Below are 20,731 nucleotides of genomic sequence, written 5' to 3' on the forward strand. Positions count from 1 at the left end.
CCCTCATAAATAGGTCCCTTCGGGGGCCGAATAATACGACAAGGAAAAATGATGGACATTACGTCTCGCTTAAAAATCATGTCGTTTTTACAGTATTTCATCTGGGGGAGCTGGCTGGTTACCCTGGGTTCTTACATGATCAATACGCTACATTTTACCGGTGCGAACGTTGGGATGGTGTACAGCTCTAAAGGGCTAGCGGCGATAATCATGCCGGGGATCATGGGCATCATTGCTGATAAATGGCTGCGCGCTGAACGTGCCTATATGCTGTGCCATTTGGTCTGCGCGGTAGTGCTGTTTTACGCGGCATCGGTGACGGATTCCGACACGATGTTTTGGGTGATGCTGGTTAACGCCATGGCGTTTATGCCAACAATAGCGCTGTCTAACAGCGTATCTTATTCCTGCCTGGCGCAGGCGGGGCTCGATCCGGTCACCCGCTTTCCGCCTATCCGTGTCTACGGTACGCTAGGGTTTATTGTGGCGATGTGGGCGGTGAGCCTGCTGCATCTTGAACTCAGCAGCGTGCAGCTCTATATCGCGTCTGGCGCGTCTATTCTGCTCGCGCTCTATGCGTTGACGCTGCCTAAAATACCGGTAGCGGAGAAAAAAGCGGCGGCGACCCTTGCCAGCAAACTTGGTTTGGATGCCTTTGTACTGTTTAAAAATCCGCGAATGGCGCTGTTCTTTTTGTTCGCGATGATGTTGGGGGCTGTACTACAGATCACCAATGTGTTCGGTAATCCATTCCTGCATGATTTTGCGCGTAATCCTGAGTTCGTCGACAGCTTTGTCGTTCGCTATCCTTCCATTCTTCTCTCGGTGTCGCAGATGGCTGAGGTTGGATTTATTCTGACGATTCCGTTTTTCCTCAAGCGTTTTGGCATCAAAGCGGTGATGTTGATGAGCATGGTAGCCTGGGCGCTGCGTTTTGGCTTTTTTGCCTTCGGCGACCCGTCACCGGGCGGCTTTGTTTTGCTACTTCTGTCGATGGTTGTTTATGGTTGCGCATTCGACTTCTTTAATATTTCCGGTTCTGTGTTTGTTGAACAGGAAGTCGGATCCCATATTCGTGCCAGCGCCCAGGGGCTGTTTATGACCATGGTCAATGGCGTTGGCGCGTGGGTTGGATCGCTATTAAGTGGAATGGCAGTGGATTATTTTTCTATCGATGGCGTTAAAGATTGGCAAACCATCTGGTTAATATTTGCAGCCTATTCCTTCGCGTTAGCAATCATCTTTTCCATTTTCTTTAAATATAGACATGAGCCGGAAAAAATAGCCTCAGCATCCGTTACGCATTAATTAATGTATCGCTGGCGTGAGTTTCCGTCAGCGCTCACCACTACAAGGACTCGTTGTGAAAGAGATTATTATGTCATCCGGTATCGGTTTTGGGATTGGGGCGCTTTTTACATTGTGCCGGTTACCTATTCCTGCACCAAATGTTCTCCCCGGTGTTTTATCAATATTATTTATGTATTTCGGTTATCTGGCAGTGAAATGTATTTTCCACTGATTATTATGATAAGTTAACTCTTTGCATTCTGACCATGGAGCGTAATAGTGAAGGAACGTAAACACCGTATCGATCTTAAATTATTACGCTATTTTATGGCCGTCGCGGAAGAGCTGCATTTTGGCCGCGCCGCCGCGCGTTTAAACATGTCGCAACCGCCGCTGAGTATCCATATCAAGGAGCTGGAACAGCAGCTGGGAACGCTGCTGTTCGTTCGACACTCCCGAAGCGTCGCTTTGACGCATGCGGGAAAGGTGTTGATGGAAGAGTCTCGACGTTTAATCGACGACACCGATCAAGCGTTGGCCAGAGTGGAGAAAATTGGCCGCGGCGAAGCCGGACGCATTGAGCTCGGGGTCGTGGGAACGGCAATGTGGGGGAGGATGCGGCCAATGATGCACCGCTTCCTCAAAGAGAACCCGAACGTTGAGGTGATGTTTCGCGAAAAGTCGCCGGGCCAGCAGATGGCGCTGCTGGAGAGGCGAGAGCTGGATGCCGGGATCTGGAGAATGGCAACCGACATCCCGGAGCGTTTTACCAACCTGCGTCTCTACGAAGCATCTTTCCTGGTGGCGATGCCGGTGGGACACCCGCTGGCCGTCCATGAGCGCGTTCCGCTTGATGCATTACGCAATGAGTATTTTGTGGCATTACCTTCTGTTCATTCAGATTGGTCCTTCTTGCAGGTCGTGTGCCAGAAGGCGGGCTTCATGCCGATGATTGTTCGTGAGGTCGTTGAGCCGCAAACGGTTCTGGCGATGATCAGTATGGGTATTGGCATTACGTTAATGGCCGACAGCTATGCGCAGATGAACTGGCCCGGCGTGGTGTTTCGCCCGCTGGAGGAAAGGATTCCGGCAGATCTGTACCTTGTGTACGAACGCCATCAGGCGATGCCTGCGCTGAATAAGCTGATTGAAACATTTATGCGGGAGCGTTAAGGATTTTTGAGATATTGCAGATAGCAAAAAAGCGCCTTTAGGGCGCTTTTTTACATTGGTGGGTCGTGCAGGATTCGAACCTGCGACCAATTGATTAAAAGTCAACTGCTCTACCAACTGAGCTAACGACCCGAAGTGGTGGGTGATGACGGGATCGAACCGCCGACCCCCTCCTTGTAAGGGAGGTGCTCTCCCAGCTGAGCTAATCACCCACTTCGGTACTTCAATTTTTAGTAAGAAATCCAGCTGGCGAGAAAGTGGTGGGTGATGACGGGATCGAACCGCCGACCCCCTCCTTGTAAGGGAGGTGCTCTCCCAGCTGAGCTAATCACCCACTTCTCAATTTCTTACTCTACACGGCGGAGACTACATAAAGTAGTTGGTGGGTGATGACGGGATCGAACCGCCGACCCCCTCCTTGTAAGGGAGGTGCTCTCCCAGCTGAGCTAATCACCCCCGCTGTGTGGAGTCGCATTATAGGGAGAGTTGAAAATGAGTCAACGCCTTTTATAAATAATTTATCTGTTCGTCGTAAAATTAGACGATGTGATCGCAAAACACGCTATGGTGTATGAATTCTATGCAAAAAATGCAAACCACACGCTTGCGGTGGGAACAACCGAGTGGGAGTGATAGAATATTGCCCACTTCTATTTCCAGGATTTGCCGGTTGTCGGCATGTTTATAAACGTAAGGCCATTTCATGAAAATCAAAACTCGCTTCGCGCCTAGCCCGACTGGCTATCTGCACGTCGGCGGTGCTCGTACTGCTCTTTATTCCTGGCTTTTCGCACGTCACCATAAAGGTGAGTTTGTGCTGCGTATTGAAGACACCGATCTCGAGCGCTCAACGCCGGAAGCCATTGAAGCCATCATGGATGGTATGAACTGGCTGAATCTGGAGTGGGATGAAGGCCCGTACTATCAGACCAAACGTTTCGATCGCTACAACGCAGTGATTGATGAAATGCTGGAAGCCGGCACAGCGTATAAATGCTACTGCTCCAAAGAACGTCTGGAAGCGCTGCGCGAAGAGCAGATGGCCAACGGTGAGAAGCCGCGTTACGACGGTCGCTGCCGTCACGGTCACGAACATCATGCCGACGATGAACCATGCGTAGTGCGTTTTGCTAACCCGCAGGAAGGTTCTGTTATCTTTGACGACCAGATCCGTGGGCCGATCGAATTCAGCAACCAGGAACTGGACGACCTGATCATTCGCCGTACCGACGGTTCCCCAACCTATAACTTCTGTGTGGTTGTTGATGACTGGGATATGGAAATTACCCACGTGGTCCGTGGTGAAGACCATATCAACAACACCCCGCGTCAGATCAACATCCTGAAAGCGCTGAATGCGCCGGTGCCGGTTTACGCACACGTATCGATGATCAACGGCGACGACGGCAAAAAGCTGTCCAAACGTCACGGTGCAGTTAGCGTGATGCAGTATCGCGATGACGGCTATCTGCCAGAAGCGCTGTTGAACTATCTGGTGCGTCTGGGCTGGTCCCACGGCGACCAGGAGATCTTCACTCGTGAAGAGATGATCGAGTTCTTCTCTCTGGGTGCGGTCAGCAAGTCCGCCAGTGCGTTCAACACCGACAAGCTGCAGTGGCTGAACCACCACTATATCAATACGATGGCGCCAGAATACGTGGCGACGCACCTGCAGTGGCATATTGAGCAGGAAAATATTGATACTCGCGTGGGCCCGCAATTGAGCGAGCTGGTGAAACTGCTGGGCGAGCGCTGCAAAACCCTGAAAGAGATGGCGCAGAGCTGCCGTTACTTCTACGAAGACTTCGCAGAGTTCGATGCGGACGCGGCGAAGAAACACCTGCGTCCGGTTGCGCGTCAGCCGCTGGAAGTCGTACGTGACAAAATCTCTGCCATTACTGACTGGACCGCTGAAAACGTCCACCACGCGATTCAGGCGACCGCCGATGAGCTGGAAGTGGGCATGGGCAAAGTCGGTATGCCGCTGCGCGTTGCGGTGACCGGAGCAGGGCAGTCACCAGGTCTGGACGTGACCGTTCATGCGATCGGTAAATCCCGTAGCATTGAGCGTATCAACAAGGCGCTGGCGTTTATCGCTGAGCGTGAAAGCCAGCAGTAATCGGCATTCAGATGTGAAAAAAGCGGGGAAACCCGCTTTTTTTATACCTTCTCGTTCTGGTCGTCCAGCCCGAGTCGCGACAGAAAACCACAAATTCCTTCACGCGCCAACAGTCGGTGTAAGCGTTCTTGCTCTAGTGGCGTCATGTTGTTTTGCAATACGTCGCTAATTTGCCGCCAGACCGCATCTGAAGCATGGGCCGTGTAGCTGCCTGCGGGTTCATCAATTTGGTTTTCGTTGGGCAACTGACGGAAAGCCGGCGTATTCACCAGAAAATCCATCACCTCATCGGTAATAAAGATAAGCCGTGCGCGACCGCCTTTAATACCGGGCATCGGTTCGGTCTGCCAGCCTTTTTCACGAATCCAACGGTTGATTGTCTGCCGGGTCATCCCCAGCATGTCGGCCATCTCTTCCGTGGACATTTTTGCGGGAAGTTTTTTCATAGACAGTGTTTAACCGCGAATTCCTAAACGTTGCAATAAACCGCTAATGCCTTCTCGTAGCAGCAGTGACGTGAGCTGTTTCTGCTCGGCCTCGGTCATTTCATCAACCAGCGTCAGCAGCAGCGTGTGGAAAGGATTGTCGCTGCCGTTTACCGAATAGGGAGCCGAAGATTCAGAGGCGCGCTGGGCGCTATGGATGAATTCCATAACTTCGTCGTTAACGTGTACCAGGCGGGCTTTTCCTCCCTGAACACCGGGACGAGGCGACGTTTTCCAGCCCTCTTTACGCACCCATTTGTTGATGGTTTGTCGGCTGTATCCCGTCAGATGAGCAATCTCCTCCGGCGTCATTCGTTCCTTGAGCATACAATTTCCTGAGTCGCAGTGTGGGAATTACAGGTCCATGTTATAGCATCGTTTTATGAGAAAACGTGACAGGTTTAACTCCAACCTGCGAGGAGGCGAGCAATATGGCGCGTTTGCCTGCTTTTTCAGCGATTAGAACTATTTCGCCTATTTTGCCGTTGACACTGTGTTAGGGAATTCATATTATGCGGCCCGTCAACACGACAGCTTTACGTTGGGGCTATAGCTCAGCTGGGAGAGCGCTTGCATGGCATGCAAGAGGTCAGCGGTTCGATCCCGCTTAGCTCCACCAAATCCTGCTCCCATCAGGTTTGGAACGTAAAGAAAATGTGGGGCTATAGCTCAGCTGGGAGAGCGCTTGCATGGCATGCAAGAGGTCAGCGGTTCGATCCCGCTTAGCTCCACCAAAATTCGAAACCCTCGCCTATGGCGGGGGTTTTTTGTTTTGTAGACGTGAACAAAAAAACAGCATTTATATTATAAAAGGCATGCGTAGATCAGGATTTACTCAACTCAGTTTGCTTCGAATAATAACTACCAATAATATTTGAACAGTCACTCTACGTACGATAAAGGATATCGGCAGATACGCATGACTGTGCAACGGAGTACCCCTATTAGGAAATTCGTCCTGGCATTGGTTATTAGCCTGGTGATGATTCCTGTTTCTCGATATATCTCTCCGACCGCATTTTATGATGGTCACTCTGTATATCTGGCATGGTTACCGCTTAGCGTAATGATTGCCCTGATGATGTTGTTTGGCCGCCATGCTGTGCTGCCTTTGGCGCTCGGCTTTATCGCCACCAACTACTGGCAGTTGCACCTTTCGCCTTTTGATTCATTAATATTGTTGTTCTGTCAGTTAACTGCTGTCTGCATTTCAAGCCTTATTTTACATTCCATCCTGGGGCGGCGTTGGCGTCATGGATTAGCTATTCATCATATTGGCTTACGTATTTTCTGGTTTGGTTTTGCAACGCCAATTCTTGCTAAGGTTATGATGTATTTAGCGGGTGAGTTGACCGTTGTGCCTGCCGCAATGTTTAGTTATTTTAATATAACTTCCGTTATTTATGCGATTGTGGATATTCAGGGGTTAGTATGTGCATCCTTAATATTTACTAAACTATTCTATTATCCATTACGTATGTGTCTGAATAGTCGCTATGCAAGAGTATTCTGGCGTAAAAACATTGCGGGCTATACGGGGCTAAAGGGGAAATGCTTCGTTATCTCCTGGTTCCTCGCGTTGATTTGCATGCTGTTTTTCCTCTGTGCACCGTTCGGTGAGCGCTATTTTGCCGGTTATCTCGTCCCTATCATCTTTATCTTTTTTGCCTTCGGTATCAGCCAGCTGTCGTATCCGTTGATCGTCATGAGTTGGACGCTGTCAGCCTTTATGCTGGTGATGTACAACAAAAACTTCCTGCACGGTATCCAAACCCAGTACTCGCTCTCATTTATCCTGTCGGCGCTGATCTCGTTTAGCGTCTGTCTGCAGTACATGCTGCAAATCTACCACCGCAGCAAGCATCTGAAGCAGAAGTGGCACGAGCAGGCCATGATTGATCCGTTGACCGGGCTGCCTAACCTGCGTGCGCTGGAGGATTATATGAAGACGCGGGACGTGACCAGCCTCTGTTGCCTGCACATAAAAAATCTGGACTTCCTCAGCCGTCACTACGGCATGATGATGCGTATTCAGTGCAAGCGCAGCATCACCCAGGTGCTGCAGCCTAAGCTCGACAACAAAGAGAAGCTCTTCCAGTTGCCGGGCAATGAGCTGCTGCTGGTGCTAAACGGCCCGGACACCGAAGGGCGGCTTAATCATCTGGTGGATTTCCTGCAGCGCCAGGATATTCGCTGGAACAACACGCTACTGACGCTGGAATATGGCATCTCGTGGGGGAGGGTTCGTACGCAGGACGACAATCTCTACCATACGCTCGGGCAGCTCAGCTGGCTGGCAGAGCAGGCGGGTGAGGAGAGCCAGATTCTGCAGCTGGATAACGGTCAGGTGGAGGCCTATGACGAAACTGGCGACCGCGTTGTGCTCCTCAACCGGATTAAAAGCGCGCTGGAGTGGGGAAACTTTGTCCTCTATGCGCAGCCTATCAGGAAGCCATCGGGCGAAGGTTACTATGAAATCCTCAGCCGATTGGTGGATGCTAACGGTATGGTAATGCCGGATAAATTTATCCCTATTTTGACGCAGTTCAACATGAGCAAACGCTTTGATATGCAGGTGATGGAAAACCTGTTCCGCTCGCTGCCGGCGTTTCCGGGGCAGCGTTTTTCCGTCAACCTGATGCCCTACACATTGATGCATAAGGAGAGCTCCGCCGAAATCATTGCGCTGTTCCTACGCTACCGGGTTAACGTTCAGCGCATCATTATTGAAATTACCGAAGAGCAGGCGTTTTCGAACTCGGATATCAGCATCCAGAACCTCAATCGACTGCGGGAGTTTGGCTGTCAGATTGCCATTGATGACTTCGGTACCGGCTACGCTAACTATGAGCGCCTGAAGCGTCTTGAGGCCGACATCATCAAGATTGACGGCGCGTTCGTGCGTGACGTGCTCACCAACCCAATGGATGCGATGATTATTCGTTCTATCTGCGAACTGGCGGAGATGCAGGACCTGGAGGTGGTGGCAGAATACGTTGAGACCGAGGCGCAGCAGGCGCTGCTGGTGGAGCTGGGCGTGCACTATATGCAGGGGTATCTCATCGATAAGCCAAGACCGCTTTGCGATATTGGCTACCAGACCGAGTCATAAACAAAAAGGGCCTGTAACAACGTTACAGGCCCTTTTTTAATGCGGGTGAATTACAGAACCAGTGCCGCGATTGAAGCAGACAGAACGCTCACCAGCGTAGAACCGTAAACCAGCTTCAGACCGAAGCGGGAAACTACGTTACCTTGCTCTTCGTTCAGGCCTTTAATCGCGCCAGCGATGATACCGATAGAAGAGAAGTTAGCGAAGGAAACCAGGAATACGGAGATGATACCGACCGCGCGCGGAGAAAGTTCAGCGGCGACTTTCTGCAGATCCATCATGGCAACGAATTCGTTAGAAACCAGTTTGGTCGCCATGATGCTACCGACCTGCAGGGATTCGCTTGCCGGTACACCCATAATCCATGCAACTGGATAGAAGATGTAACCCAGAATGCCCTGGAAGGAGATGCTGTAGCCGAACCAGCCGGTAACAGTCGCGAACAGGGCGTTCAGCGCGGCGATCAGGGCGATAAAGCCGATCAGCATCGCAGCAACGATAATCGCAACTTTGAAACCTGCCAGAATGTATTCACCCAGCATTTCGAAGAAGCTCTGTCCTTCGTGCAGGTTAGACATCTGAATGTTCTCTTCGCTAGCATCCACGCGGTACGGGTTGATCAGCGACAGAACGATAAAGGTGCTGAACATGTTCAGTACCAGCGCCGCAACAACGAACTTCGGCTCCAGCATGGTCATGTAGGCGCCAACGATAGACATCGAAACGGTAGACATCGCCGTGGCCGACATGGTGTACATGCGGTTACGTGACATTTTGCCGAGGATATCTTTATAGGCGATGAAGTTTTCAGACTGTCCCAGAATCAGGGAGCTGACGGCGTTGAAAGACTCGAGCTTACCCATGCCGTTGATTTTAGACAGCACGGTACCAATCGCACGAATGACAATCGGCAGAATACGGATATGCTGCAGAATACCGATCAGCGCAGAGATAAAGACGATAGGGCAGAGGACTTTCAGGAAGAAGAAGGCCAGGCCTTTATCGTTCATGCTGCCAAAGACGAAGTCGGTCCCGTTGTTCGCAAAACCAAGCAGTTTTTCGAACATTTCGGCGAAGCCACGTACGAAGCCCAGACCAATGTCAGAGTTCAGGAAGAACCATGCCAGTAAAACTTCAATGACAAGTAATTGAATAACATAACGAATGCGAATCTCTTTGCGGTTGGTGCTGACCAGCAAGGCCAGGATCCCTACCACCACGAGCGCGAGAACAAAATGCAAGACGCGGTCCATATTTGCTCCAAACATGAGACGGGTTAAATTTTCTTGCACATTCTATGTAACATCATTAAATAAAACGAGATCTCCATCCCACTATATTTAGTTCCTGTGAGCAAACTCAAAATTAGTGATCAAAGATACATTTTTGTGATGTTAAGTAAATGTATGAAAAGTTCCCTTGTTGTACTACTCTCATCTTAAGCGTACACCAAACCCCCGCAACCTCCAGTCTGGCGATTGATTCCGGCTATCAGAGCAATCATTATCATCTTTTACAAATGAACTTGATAATCATTCTCATTCTGTTAGCCTGAAACATAGCAAAGGCTATGTTTTTGAGGCAGACCATGACAAACAGTCGCGTTGAGAGTAACACCGGTCGTGCAGCGCGCCGTATGCGGCTAGCGCTGATGGGGCCCGCATTTATTGCCGCCATCGGCTATATCGATCCCGGCAACTTTGCCACCAACATTCAGGCGGGGGCGAGCTTCGGCTACCAGCTGCTGTGGGTTGTCGTCTGGGCGAACCTGATGGCGATGCTGATTCAGGTGCTGTCTGCGAAACTCGGTATCGCTACGGGGAAAAACCTGGCGGAGCAGATTCGCGACCATTATCCGCGTCCGGTGGTGTGGTTTTACTGGGTGCAGGCAGAAATTATCGCCATGGCAACCGACCTGGCTGAATTTATCGGGGCGGCAATCGGCTTTAAGCTGATCCTCGGCGTTTCGCTGCTACAAGGGGCGGTGCTGACGGGGGTTGCCACCTACCTTATTCTGATGCTGCAGCGCCGTGGGCAAAAGCCGCTGGAAAAAGTGATTGGTGGCCTGCTGCTATTTGTGGCGGCGGCCTATATCGTTGAGCTGGTTTTCTCCCAGCCGCAGATGGCACCGCTGGCGAAAGGGATGATTATTCCCTCGCTGCCTAACTCCGAAGCGGTGTTCCTCGCGGCGGGCGTGCTGGGTGCGACCATCATGCCGCACGTTATTTATCTGCACTCATCGCTGACCCAGCATTTGCATGGCGGCAGCGCCAAAGAGCGCTATCACGCCACGCGCTGGGATGTGGCGATCGCCATGACCATTGCTGGTTTTGTGAACCTGGCGATGATGGCGACAGCGGCGGCGGCGTTCCACTTCCACGGTCACACCGGTATTGCCGACCTTGATGAAGCGTATCTCACCCTCGAACCGTTGCTGAGCCACGCGGCAGCAACCATCTTCGGCCTGAGTCTGGTGGCAGCGGGGCTCTCCTCCACGGTGGTGGGGACGCTGGCCGGTCAGGTGGTGATGCAGGGCTTTATTCGCTTCCACATTCCGCTGTGGTTCCGTCGTGCGGTGACGATGTTGCCGTCATTTATTGTGATTCTGATGGGGCTCGACCCAACGCGCATTCTGGTCATGAGCCAGGTGCTGTTAAGCTTTGGCATCGCGCTGGCGCTGGTGCCGCTGCTGATTTTCACCAGCAATCGCCAGCTGATGGGCGAACTGGTCAACACGCAGTGGATTAAACGAATTGGCTGGGTGATTGTGGTGATTGTGGTGGCGCTGAACGGGTGGTTGCTGCTGGGAACGTTGCTTGCCTGATGGCGCTGCGCTTATCCGGCCTACACGAAACCTGTAGGCCGGATAAGGCGAAGCCGCCATCCGGCAAAATATCAGTGATGATGCCCGTGTCCATGTCCGTGGCCACGCCCGCGGCCACGATGATCGTCGCGGTCGCTCCAGCCTTCGCGATAGCCGCGCTCATAGGCTTTGCGGTTATCCCAACCACGGTGCCAGCCGTTATCGCGGTGATACCAGTTACGATGCCAGTAATCACGGTCACGCCAGCGGCCGCCGTCCCAGTAGTTACCGTAATTATCGCGATCGCCAATTTGTAATTTTACGGACGGCAGCAGGGTGATTTCACCAGCATTCGCGAACATCGGGGCCGATGCCATCAACACTGCCGCCAGAATCAGTGACCTGAACATACTTCTCTCCTATACGATCGTGGCCTGTAAGGCCTGTTAACGCAATATTACAATTCGGTAAATACCGCGATTATTGGGGTAACTCTTAAATCGCCAGGAGAGAGCATTTTTTGCTAAAACTGCCGTTATTTTATACTGCGCAGAATGCTATCGATGGTTTCGCTTTCCTCAGCGCTAAAATGCCGGTTGCTCAGCATACCCACCGCATCATCAAGCTGCGCGGTTTTGCTGGCGCCAATCAGCACCGACGTCACTGCCTGTTGGCGTAATACCCATGCCAGCGCCATTTGCGATAGCTTCTGACCGCGCTGCTCCGCGATAGTATTGAGCTGGCGCACGGCTTCCAGCTTGCCGTCGGTCAACTGCTCTGGCTTCAGGAAGATGCTGCCGCTTGCGGCGCGGGAGTCAGCCGGAATACCGTGCAGGTAGCGGTCGGTCAGTTGCCCGCCCGCTAACGGCGAGAAGGCGATACAGCCAACGCCTTCCTGCTGCAGCACCTGAAGCAGACCATCTTCAGGGCTTCGCTCAAGCATTGAATACTTCGGCTGGTGAATAAGACACGGCGTACCAAGATCGTTCAGCATCGCAACGGCCTGACTTGCCAGTTCGGCCGGGTAGTTGGAAAGCCCGATGTACAGTGCCTTGCCCTGGCGCACGATATGGTCCAGCGCGCGCATGGTTTCTATCAGCGGCGTTTCCGGGTCCGGGCGATGGTGATAGAAGATATCGACGTACTCAAGCCCCATCCGCTTCAGGCTCTGATCGAGGCTTGAAATCAGGTATTTGCGTGAACCCCAATCGCCATATGGCCCGTCCCACATGGTATAACCGGCTTTGCTGGAGATAATCAGCTCATCGCGGTAGGGCAGGAAATCTTCTCGTAGGATGCGGCCAAAGTTGCTCTCTGCGGAGCCCGGAGGTGGCCCGTAGTTGTTGGCTAAATCGAAATGGGTAATCCCCAGATCAAATGCGTGGTGCAGTAGCTGGCGGCTGTTTTCCACCCGCGTTTCATCGCCAAAGTTGTGCCACAGCCCTAACGAAATGGCCGGCAGCTTGAGGCTGCTATTGCCGCAGCGTTGAAACGCCATGGTCTCGTAACGCGTCGGGCTTGCCTTATAAAGCATTGTGTTCTCCAGATTATCCGGTTGTGTATACGCTTACACTAGCGAATGTCCACCGACTCGTACACTCCTGAAATCTGTAAAAATTGCTTTCCAGGGGGCTTTTTGACGAAATCTGGACAGCCTTAACACTTCCTCAATACTCAAAGAATACTGACTGGAGGAGGTGCATGATGACAACGTCCTATACCGTGGCAGATTATCTGCTTGACCGCCTCGCCGACTGTGGCGTTGACCACCTGTTTGGCGTCCCCGGAGACTACAACCTCCAGTTCCTCGACCACGTTATCGCGCACCGACAGATTCGCTGGGTCGGCTGTGCGAACGAACTCAACGCCGCCTATGCCGCCGATGGTTACGCACGAATGCAGGGCTGCGGTGCGCTGCTCACCACCTTTGGCGTCGGTGAACTGAGTGCGCTGAATGGGGTAGCGGGGAGCTTTGCTGAACACGTTCCGGTGCTGCATATTGTCGGTGCGCCCTGTACCGGTGCTCAGCAGCGACGTGAGTGTTTACACCATACCCTGGGTGACGGCAATTTCGATCGCTTTCGCCAGATGAGCGCGCCTGTCTCGGTCGCGCAGGGCGTGCTGGATGCCGCTAACGCCCGCGATGAAATCGACCGCGTGCTGCGCGATATTCTGCACTACAGTCGCCCTGGCTATCTGCTGCTGCCTGCGGATATTGCTGCGCTGCCAACCTCCCCTCCTGTAAACGCTCTCACAGCAAAAAGTAGACCGATTGACTCGACTGAACTGGCCGATTTTGTCTCACACGCCCGCGCTTTGTTGAATGACCGCCGCCGCGTCTCGCTGCTGGCCGATGTGCTTGCTCTGCGCTTTGGTCTGCAGTCGACGCTAAACAAATGGATGGATGCGGTACCGATCCCTCACGCAACCATGTTGATGGGCAAAGGACTATTTAATGAGGCCCATGCTGGGTTTGTGGGCACTTACAGCGGTGGTGCCAGCCAGCCGGAAACGCGTGCTGCGATAGAAGATGCGGAGGTTATTTTTTGCGTCGGCACCTGTTTTACCGACACGATCACGGCGGGCTTTACCCACCAGATTCCGGCAGAAAAATCTATCGAGATTCAGCCTTTTGCCGCGCGGGTCGGGAAACGCTGGTTTAGCGGGATAGGCATGCAGGAGTCGGTGAATGCGCTTATCGCGCTGAGCCGTGACTTTTCCGCGCAGTGGCAAATTCAGCCTGCCCGGGCGCTGAAAACGACTACGGCGGATAGCGGGCAACTGACCCAGCGCCACTTCTGGCAAACGCTGGATAACTACCTGATGCCGCACGACATTATACTGGGTGACCAGGGGACGGCGGCGTTCGGGCTTGCCGACCTGACGCTCCCGCAGGGGGCCAGCCTGATCGTGCAGCCGCTGTGGGGATCGATTGGCTACACGCTGCCGGCCGCGTTTGGCGCGCAGACCTCACAGCCGGAGCGGCGCGTGGTGCTGGTGGTGGGAGACGGAGCCGCGCAACTGACGATTCAGGAGCTGAGTTCAATGCTGCGCGATGGGCAGAAACCGTTGATTCTGTTGCTGAATAATGAAGGCTATACGGTTGAGCGGGCGATTCACGGCCCGGAAGAGCGCTATAACGATATCAGCCTGTGGAACTGGACCCAACTGCCGCAGGCACTCAACCTGGACTGCCAGGCCGAGTGCTGGAAAGTGAGCAACGTATCGCAGCTTAACGATGCGCTCGCCCGCGCTGCCCGCCGGGACAGGCTCACCCTGCTTGAGGTCATGCTACCGAAAATGGATATTCCGCCGCTGTTAAAAGCGGTTACCCAGGCGCTGGAAGCGCGCAACAGCAGCCATTAATCCTTACGTTTGCGCGGCACCATCATCGTCGGTTTCCCCGCCAGCAGGAGCCAGGCGGGGAGCATCACGATGCATAGCAGTGGCAGCAGGGTGGTATCAGGCACCACCACGGCGGCCATAAACAGGCTCAGCCAGGCATCGCGAGTGACCACTAAAACCAGCCCCAGAATGGCACAGGAGACAGTGATCGCCGCCGGAACCGCATCCACGTGCGCATGCAGCATCAGGCCCAGGGCCACCGCCACAAAGACCGCCGGGAAGATGCGCCCGCCGCGGAACCCGCAGGCGGCCGCTACGACCAGCGCCGCCAGCTTGCTGAGTGCAAACAGCATATAGTCGCCTGCACCGAAACTCTGACCGGCCGTCAACCGCTGCATCTCATCCAGCCCTTTAAACAGGGTGATAGGCCCGCCAACGGTGCCGATAATCCCCAGCACAAAACCGCCGACGCCGAGGATCAATACCGGATGTTTTAAACGGTGCATCAGCGCGTGCAGATGCGGCAGGCACCAGACGGCGACCATACCGATGGCGATAGCGAAGACGGCGACAATCGCCCCGCTGAAAATATCGACGATGCGCAGCGTCTGATAATGCTCAATCGGCAGTGAAAACTGCGGATGAAAGAATACGCCGGTGGTTAATGCCCCGGCGGCGGCGGCCAGCAGCGGCGCAAAAAGGCGGTCCCACAGCGGTGATTCGTTATTGCTGGTTAGCGTCTGGGTGAAAATCAGCGCGGCGGCAACCGGGGTACCAAACAGTGCGCCGATGGTGCCCGCTGCGGCGAGAATGGTCCAGTCCAGCGAGCTTACGCGCGGGAAGAAGCGCGCGCCCAGCGCAACCGCCAGTGCAATGTTCACCGACATAATCGGGTGCTCAGGGCCGAGACTCACGCCGCCCGCCAGCCCGATAATTAACGCAATTACCAGCCCCGGCAGATGTGAAGGAGGAACCGCCGCGCCGATTAACGGTTCGCTGGCCGGGTCCGGCCCGGCATGACCTGGGCTATAGCGAATGACCAGACCGACGGCGATGCCGGTCAGGGTCAGCATCAGGATTATCCAAAAAGGGGAGTCAAAGGCCACGCCGAATGTGGCGGGCAAATTACGCCACAGCAGGTGCTGCAGCACGGCGGCAATTTTCATCACCACAATGAGAAGCAGGCTCGAGGCGATACCGATCAGCACCGCGGGAATAGAGAGCAACAACATCGTTCTGGCTCGCGGGTGGAGCATGTTTTTATCCTTTTGGCTGAATGCTGAGGTTACTTTGCATTTTCCGGCGTTTACGTTCAGCGCAAATGGTGCTGAAACGATACGGCGCGATAGCGCATCCGGCCTTTGCATCTGATAAAAATGACGCAAAAAATGTGACCGGGATCGATAATCCTGGGGTGCTCACACAAACGTCATTGTCGTGAAAGCGCCTTGAATTTACAGTGTGGCAAAGATTTATTCTGACTTTAGCGGAGCCGTAACGGAATGACAAAGTTTGCTTTAGTGGGTGATGTTGGGGGCACCAATGCGCGTCTGGCATTGTGCGATTTAGCCAGCGGTGAAATTTCGCAGGCGAAAACCTATTCCGGCCTGGACTATCCAAGCCTGGAAGCCGTTGTCCGCGTCTATCTCGACGAGCATAACGTGTCGGTCGAAGACGGCTGTATCGCGATTGCCTGCCCGATTACCGGTGACTGGGTGGCAATGACCAACCACACCTGGCAGTTCTCCATTGCCGAAATGAAGAAAAACCTCGGTTTCTCGCATCTGGAAATCATCAACGACTTCACCGCGGTCTCCATGGCGATTCCGATGCTGAAAAAAGAGCATCTGATCCAGTTCGGCGGCACCGAGCCGGTTGAAGGCAAGCCAATCGCCGTTTACGGTGCGGGCACCGGGCTTGGCGTGGCGCACCTGGTGCACGTCGATAAGCGTTGGGTGAGCCTGCCGGGCGAAGGCGGCCATGTGGACTTCGCGCCAAACAGCGAAGAAGAGGGGATTATCCTTGAAGTGCTGCGCGAAGAGATTGGTCACGTTTCCGCCGAGCGCGTGCTCTCCGGTCCGGGCCTGGTGAATCTTTACCGGGCGATCGTCAAATCCGACAAGCGCGTGCCGGAAAACTACAAGCCAAAGGATATTACCGAACGTGCGCTGGCGGATACCTGCACCGACTGCCGTCGTGCGCTGTCGCTGTTCTGCGTCATCATGGGCCGTTTTGGCGGCGACCTGGCGTTAACCCTCGGCACCTTTGGCGGCGTCTATATCGCCGGCGGCATCGTGCCGCGCTTCCTCGAGTTCTTCAAAGCCTCCGGCTTCCGTGGTGGGTTTGAAGATAAAGGCCGCTTCAAAGATTACGTTCACCCAATCCCGGTCTACCTGATTGTTCATGACAATCCAGGCCTGCTTGGTTCCGGCGCGCATCTTCGTCAAACGTTGGGGCAGATTCTGTAATCTCCCGCCCCTATAAAACAAAAAACCGCGTTCATCGCGGTTTTTTTATTTTTATGCCAGAGGCGGTGTTCGGCCCAGAATCTCTTTACGGATGATCTCGGCCCCCGCGTTCAACGCCTTGAGCTTGCCGCGTGCTACCTGACGAGGCAACGGCGCCATGCCGCAGTTGGTGGACGGGTAGAGGTTCTCTGCATCCACAAACTGCAGGGCTTTGCGCAGCGTATTGGCCACTTCTTCAGGCGTTTCAATCGCGTGGTTTGCCACATCAATCGCGCCAACCATCACCTTTTTACCGCGAATCAACTCCAGCAGATCCATCGGTACGCGGGAGTTATGGCACTCCAGCGAGATAATATCGATATTGGACGACTGCAGTTTCGGGAACGCTTCTTCGTACTGGCGCCACTCTGAGCCCAGCGTTTTTTTCCAGTCGGTGTTGGCTTTAATGCCGTAGCCGTAGCAGATGTGTACCGCGGTTTCACACTTCAGCCCCTGAATGGCGCGCTCTAAGGCGGCGATGCCCCAGTCGTTGACTTCATCAAAGAAGACATTAAATGCAGGTTCATCGAACTGAATGATATCCACGCCAGCGGCTTCTAATTCACGGGCTTCCTGGTTAAGGATTTTGGCAAATTCCCACGCCAGTTTTTCGCGGCTTTTATAGTGGTTGTCGTACAGCGTATCAATCATGGTCATCGGACCTGGCAGCGCCCATTTGATCGGCTGTTTGGTGAGCTGACGCAGGTAGCGTGCGTCTTCAACAAAGACCGGTTTCTGACGCGCCACTTCACCAACCACCGTCGGCACGCTCGCATCGTAGCGATTACGAATTTTTACGATCTCGCGTTTTTCAAAATCAACGCCGCTTAGGTGCTCAATAAAGGTAGTGACAAAGTGCTGACGGGTCTGCTCGCCGTCGCTGACGATATCGATACCGGCCAGCAGCTGTTCCTGTAGGGAGAGACGCAGCGCATCCTGTTTCCCTTCAATTAACTCGTCGTTCTGCAGTTTCCACGGAGACCATAGCGTCTCGGGTTGCGCCAGCCAGGAAGGTTTCGGCAGGCTGCCGGCGGTGGAAGTAGGGAGCAATGTTTTCATATTCGATAACCTGGTATTTTCGTTAATCAAAGAGCGTAGCTTGCGGACCATTGCTCAAGAATGTTCTGGTAAGGCTTAATAAAGTGCTCTTCGGTAAATTTGCCCTGCTCAATCGCTAACCGGCTACGCTCTTCGCGGTCGTAAACAATTTTGGTTAATGAGTGATCCTGCTGGTTCAGGTCTGGCTGATAGCACAGGCCCGCCGCTGAGTTGGCATTGTAAATTTCCGGGCGATAAATCTTCTGGAACGTCTCCATGGTGCTGATGGTGCTGATTAGCTCCAGGCTGGTGTAATCCGCCAGCAGGTCACCGGAGAAGAAGAAGGCCAGTGGTGCGACGCTGTTTTTCGGCATGAAATAGCGCACCTTCAGGCCCATCTTGCCGAAGTACTGCTCAGTCAGCGACGCGCTGCTCGGCTGATATTCAATGCCCAGTACCGGATGTTCATTGCCGGTACGGCGGTAGACGTCTTTGCTGGACACGCTCAGGCAGATAACCGGCGATTTTTTAAAGTTTGCTTTGTACTCTGCAGAGTTAGCGAAGAGCTTAAAGATATTGCCGTGCAGGTCGCCGAAGGTATCCGGGATGTTAAATTCCGTACGGTTTTTATTATGTTCTAACAGCAGTACGCTGAAGTCATAATCCCGCACGTAGGACGAGAAGTTATTGCCGACTATCCCTTCGATACGCTCGTTGGTTTGCTTATCAACAATATGTGTTTTCAAAATTTCGATGGCCGGGAAGGCGTTCGTTTTCCCTTCTGCATCGATATTCATTTCGACAGAGATAATCTCCAGCTCAACGGCATAGCGATCGCCTTTCGGATTATCCCAATGCGCTAAGGTATTGAAACGGTTATCAATCATCTTCAGCGTATTGCGCAGGTTCTCCTGACGATTTTCCCCACGGGCCAGGTTCGCGAAGTTGGTGGTAATACGCGTATTTTCCGCCGGGTTATAGTTCTCGTCGAAACGGCTGCTTTTAATCGTAAAGGTAAATTCTTTGTTCATCGCGTCTTGCATCCCGAGTGCTGAAATGAAAATTAAAATCACGTCCTGGTATCCAGAGTTTGTGCCCTGGTCTGCTCATTCAGCAGTCTTAATGTTGCCGATAAGTTAATGTTGATAATTTATGCCAGAGGCGGTGGAAGAGGGAAAGCGACTTAATTTCATTGCAACATGAGAGAAGTTCATGGTGGTGGTCACCGGGAAGGTGAAAAACATTCATTTTGCGTATAATGCGCTTTCGATTCGCTCAACAACTTTGTACTGACGACGATGAATCTCAATCGCTTTTGTTATTTGCTGTTGGTGTTGGCGGCTCTTGCCAGCGTTTTTACACCCTATCCGGTTGTAGCGTGGTTCCTGCTGGCTAACGTTCTGACGCTGGTGATTTACGGCGCCGATAAACTGGCGGCTCGTCAGGGTTGGCGTAGAGTGCCGGAGGCCACACTGCTGGCGTTTGGCGTGGTGGGCGGTTGGCCCGGTGCGCTGATGGGACAGCAGGTTTTTCGCCATAAAACGCAAAAACAGCCGTTTAAAACCTATTTTATTATCAGTGTGATAGTGAACATCGTGGCGATGATCGCGTTGTATCTACTGCTGAATAAGGGAGGGGTATGAACCTTTATCTTATTGACCAGAAGGGCGGCTTAGCGTTGCAGCAAGGCGGCAGCGTTGTGGCTGAGTTTGATAACGGCAAGATGCTTGAACTGGCAGAAAGCCAGCAGCCGTTACCGGCGGAAATTCCAGACGGTATTCATATCTGGGGCGGGCGGATGCCCTCTGCCTCCTCGGCTGACACCGCGTTTTCGACGCTGAACATCATGCCGGTGGCATCAAATGGCGTGATTATCTCCCCGCATCATGAAAATAATTCCACTTCGGGCGGCGGTATTGTGCTGTTTATTGCCAAAGCTGATGGCGCCCTGCAGCCGGTGAAAGAGAATAAACTGCTGATTGAGCTGAACAATGGCAAAACGCTGGAAGTCATGCCCGACTACGCCAATAAGGGGCTGCTTATCTGGGGAGGGCGTGAACCTATCGCCGGGCTGCCGCTGGAATATACCCGAAAACGAACTGAAAGCCTGGGGCTCTTCCCGCTTGCGGCTAATGTTGTTCATCTCTTTCCCTATCGATTGGTGTAACGCTCCGGGAGAGTGCGCGCTAACTGCCGGATGATGGCGTAAATGCCTTATCCGGCTTACCGTTCATGACATAATGAATTAATGCTCGCTATCGGTGTGCGGTTTTTCCGGCGTCGATGTGGCATTGTTTTCGCGTAACAGTCGCTGCATCCGGTTGTGCTGCCATTGGGCAATTCGTTCCCGGAGGACAAAGGTTCTCAGTCCGCGAAGGGCGATAAGCGAACCCCAGATAAGGGTAACTATCAGCGACCAATAGCTGCCTGGCGAGTAAAAGTAGTTTACCGCCATCAGCCCGGCGCAGACCAGAACGGCAATGGTCAGAGCGCGGTAGAAGTGCGCCTCCTCCTGCACGCGATGTCTGGCATCGTGGATCCGGGTATCCAGCGCCTCGCTTGCTGCTTCCGTCCCTTCCGACAGTTCTGATACCGTCACGTTAAATACCGAGGCCAACGCGCTGATGGTTTCCAGCCCCGGCGTGTGCCCACTTTCAATGCGCTGTACCGTTCTTACCGACAGAGAGGCCAGTTGCGCCAGCTGTTCCTGTGACCATGCATTTTTGAGTCGGTAGGCTTTAATTTTTTCACTCGTACTCATTGCTGTTGCCTCGTAGATATGGGATAGGAACAGTCTTGCACATCTTTTCTCGCAGCGGCACGACAGGCAGGCGACACCAACCTGACAGCTGCCCGACA

At 53.2% G+C, this 20,731-nt stretch carries 19 protein-coding genes and 6 tRNA genes; 12 read left to right on the forward strand and 13 right to left on the reverse strand.

Going from position 1 to position 20,731, the window contains the following annotated elements; all coding sequences use genetic code 11:
* Positions 1–51 precede the first annotated feature (51 nt).
* The 3 genes from ACLGE8_RS09790 to ACLGE8_RS09800 are packed head-to-tail and all read left to right on the forward strand — an operon-like array spanning position 52 to position 2,463.
* The gene (locus ACLGE8_RS09790; RefSeq protein ID WP_410998383.1) at positions 52–1,308 is read left to right on the forward strand and encodes a nucleoside permease; all 1,257 of its coding nucleotides are present in this window, start codon (positions 52–54) and stop codon (positions 1,306–1,308) included.
* Positions 1,309–1,363: 55 nt separating this feature from the next.
* Positions 1,364–1,522 (forward strand): XapX domain-containing protein, encoded by a 159-nt coding sequence (locus ACLGE8_RS09795; protein WP_410998211.1) that lies wholly within the window; start codon positions 1,364–1,366, stop codon positions 1,520–1,522.
* 47 nt (positions 1,523–1,569) lie between these two features.
* Positions 1,570–2,463 (forward strand): LysR family transcriptional regulator, encoded by an 894-nt coding sequence (locus tag ACLGE8_RS09800; protein ID WP_410998212.1) that lies wholly within the window; start codon positions 1,570–1,572, stop codon positions 2,461–2,463.
* 56 nt (positions 2,464–2,519) lie between these two features.
* Here the strand turns inward: ACLGE8_RS09800 and ACLGE8_RS09805 are convergent.
* The 4 genes from ACLGE8_RS09805 to ACLGE8_RS09820 form a co-directional block, all read right to left on the reverse strand.
* Positions 2,520–2,595 (reverse strand) — tRNA-Lys (locus tag ACLGE8_RS09805).
* Between the two features lie 4 nt (positions 2,596–2,599).
* Positions 2,600–2,675, reverse strand: a tRNA-Val gene (locus ACLGE8_RS09810).
* Between the two features lie 46 nt (positions 2,676–2,721).
* Positions 2,722–2,797 (reverse strand) — tRNA-Val (locus ACLGE8_RS09815).
* A 46-nt stretch (positions 2,798–2,843) separates the two neighbouring features.
* Positions 2,844–2,919: transfer RNA gene (locus ACLGE8_RS09820), tRNA-Val, on the reverse strand.
* Positions 2,920–3,166: 247 nt separating this feature from the next.
* On the opposite strand from ACLGE8_RS09820, the gene gltX reads away from it, so the two are divergent.
* The gene (gene gltX / locus ACLGE8_RS09825) at positions 3,167–4,582 is read left to right on the forward strand and encodes a glutamate--tRNA ligase (RefSeq protein ID WP_185669497.1); all 1,416 of its coding nucleotides are present in this window, start codon (positions 3,167–3,169) and stop codon (positions 4,580–4,582) included.
* A 41-nt stretch (positions 4,583–4,623) separates the two neighbouring features.
* Here gltX and ACLGE8_RS09830 read toward each other — a convergent pair whose 3' ends face one another.
* The gene (locus ACLGE8_RS09830) at positions 4,624–5,028 is read right to left on the reverse strand and encodes a YfeC-like transcriptional regulator (protein ID WP_410998213.1); all 405 of its coding nucleotides are present in this window, start codon (positions 5,026–5,028) and stop codon (positions 4,624–4,626) included.
* Positions 5,029–5,037: 9 nt separating this feature from the next.
* Positions 5,038–5,394, reverse strand: coding sequence for a YfeC-like transcriptional regulator (locus ACLGE8_RS09835; RefSeq protein ID WP_410998214.1), 357 nt, complete (start codon positions 5,392–5,394; stop codon positions 5,038–5,040).
* Between the two features lie 216 nt (positions 5,395–5,610).
* On the opposite strand from ACLGE8_RS09835, the gene ACLGE8_RS09840 reads away from it, so the two are divergent.
* The 3 genes from ACLGE8_RS09840 (at position 5,611) to ACLGE8_RS09850 (ending at position 8,179) form a co-directional block, all read left to right on the forward strand.
* Positions 5,611–5,686, forward strand: a tRNA-Ala gene (locus tag ACLGE8_RS09840).
* A gap of 39 nt (positions 5,687–5,725) precedes the next feature.
* Positions 5,726–5,801 (forward strand) — tRNA-Ala (locus ACLGE8_RS09845).
* Between the two features lie 185 nt (positions 5,802–5,986).
* Positions 5,987–8,179 (forward strand): EAL domain-containing protein, encoded by a 2,193-nt coding sequence (locus ACLGE8_RS09850; protein WP_410998215.1) that lies wholly within the window; start codon positions 5,987–5,989, stop codon positions 8,177–8,179.
* 50 nt (positions 8,180–8,229) lie between these two features.
* Here ACLGE8_RS09850 and ACLGE8_RS09855 read toward each other — a convergent pair whose 3' ends face one another.
* A complete protein-coding gene (locus ACLGE8_RS09855) occupies positions 8,230–9,432 on the reverse strand; it encodes a NupC/NupG family nucleoside CNT transporter (protein ID WP_333497896.1) in 1,203 nt (400 codons plus the stop codon).
* A gap of 335 nt (positions 9,433–9,767) precedes the next feature.
* Between ACLGE8_RS09855 and ACLGE8_RS09860 the strand changes: the two genes are divergently transcribed.
* Complete coding sequence (locus ACLGE8_RS09860; protein WP_410998216.1) at positions 9,768–11,003, forward strand: Nramp family divalent metal transporter; 1,236 nt, start codon at positions 9,768–9,770, stop codon at positions 11,001–11,003.
* 71 nt (positions 11,004–11,074) lie between these two features.
* On the opposite strand, the gene ACLGE8_RS09865 is transcribed toward ACLGE8_RS09860, so the two are convergent.
* Together ACLGE8_RS09865 and ACLGE8_RS09870 are read right to left on the reverse strand one after the other, a co-directional pair.
* A complete protein-coding gene (locus ACLGE8_RS09865) occupies positions 11,075–11,392 on the reverse strand; it encodes a DUF2502 domain-containing protein (protein WP_333494367.1) in 318 nt (105 codons plus the stop codon).
* 125 nt (positions 11,393–11,517) lie between these two features.
* Positions 11,518–12,516, reverse strand: coding sequence for an aldo/keto reductase (locus ACLGE8_RS09870; protein WP_410998218.1), 999 nt, complete (start codon positions 12,514–12,516; stop codon positions 11,518–11,520).
* 170 nt (positions 12,517–12,686) lie between these two features.
* Here ACLGE8_RS09870 and ACLGE8_RS09875 point away from each other — a divergent pair, with 170 nt between their 5' ends.
* Positions 12,687–14,348: an alpha-keto acid decarboxylase family protein gene (locus ACLGE8_RS09875; RefSeq protein WP_410998384.1), complete on the forward strand. Its 1,662-nt coding sequence runs from the start codon at positions 12,687–12,689 to the stop codon at positions 14,346–14,348.
* On the opposite strand, the gene ACLGE8_RS09880 is transcribed toward ACLGE8_RS09875, so the two are convergent.
* The gene (locus ACLGE8_RS09880) at positions 14,345–15,583 is read right to left on the reverse strand and encodes an ion channel protein (protein ID WP_333494369.1); all 1,239 of its coding nucleotides are present in this window, start codon (positions 15,581–15,583) and stop codon (positions 14,345–14,347) included. The two genes, ACLGE8_RS09875 and ACLGE8_RS09880, sit on opposite strands and share 4 nt — an antisense overlap.
* A 246-nt stretch (positions 15,584–15,829) precedes the next feature.
* On the opposite strand from ACLGE8_RS09880, the gene glk reads away from it, so the two are divergent.
* The gene (gene glk / locus ACLGE8_RS09885) at positions 15,830–16,795 is read left to right on the forward strand and encodes a glucokinase (RefSeq protein WP_410998220.1); all 966 of its coding nucleotides are present in this window, start codon (positions 15,830–15,832) and stop codon (positions 16,793–16,795) included.
* Between the two features lie 51 nt (positions 16,796–16,846).
* On the opposite strand, the gene ACLGE8_RS09890 is transcribed toward glk, so the two are convergent.
* Both ACLGE8_RS09890 and ACLGE8_RS09895 read right to left on the reverse strand, forming a co-directional pair.
* Positions 16,847–17,893, reverse strand: coding sequence for a methionine synthase (locus ACLGE8_RS09890; RefSeq protein WP_410998222.1), 1,047 nt, complete (start codon positions 17,891–17,893; stop codon positions 16,847–16,849).
* A 26-nt stretch (positions 17,894–17,919) separates the two neighbouring features.
* The gene (locus tag ACLGE8_RS09895; protein ID WP_410998223.1) at positions 17,920–18,903 is read right to left on the reverse strand and encodes a DUF1852 domain-containing protein; all 984 of its coding nucleotides are present in this window, start codon (positions 18,901–18,903) and stop codon (positions 17,920–17,922) included.
* A gap of 267 nt (positions 18,904–19,170) precedes the next feature.
* On the opposite strand from ACLGE8_RS09895, the gene ACLGE8_RS09900 reads away from it, so the two are divergent.
* Positions 19,171–19,515: a DUF1294 domain-containing protein gene (locus ACLGE8_RS09900; RefSeq protein ID WP_410998225.1), complete on the forward strand. Its 345-nt coding sequence runs from the start codon at positions 19,171–19,173 to the stop codon at positions 19,513–19,515.
* Positions 19,512–20,039, forward strand: a complete 528-nt coding sequence (locus ACLGE8_RS09905; protein ID WP_410998227.1) for a hypothetical protein — start codon at positions 19,512–19,514, stop codon at positions 20,037–20,039. Before ACLGE8_RS09900 ends, ACLGE8_RS09905 begins: the two co-directional genes overlap by 4 nt.
* 78 nt (positions 20,040–20,117) lie before the next feature.
* On the opposite strand, the gene ACLGE8_RS09910 is transcribed toward ACLGE8_RS09905, so the two are convergent.
* Positions 20,118–20,633 (reverse strand): helix-turn-helix domain-containing protein, encoded by a 516-nt coding sequence (locus ACLGE8_RS09910; RefSeq protein WP_410998229.1) that lies wholly within the window; start codon positions 20,631–20,633, stop codon positions 20,118–20,120.
* Positions 20,634–20,731: the final 98 nt, after the last annotated feature.

Source organism: Kluyvera sp. 142486, assembly GCF_046569695.1.
In the GTDB taxonomy this organism is placed as follows: Bacteria; Pseudomonadota; Gammaproteobacteria; order Enterobacterales; family Enterobacteriaceae; genus Kluyvera.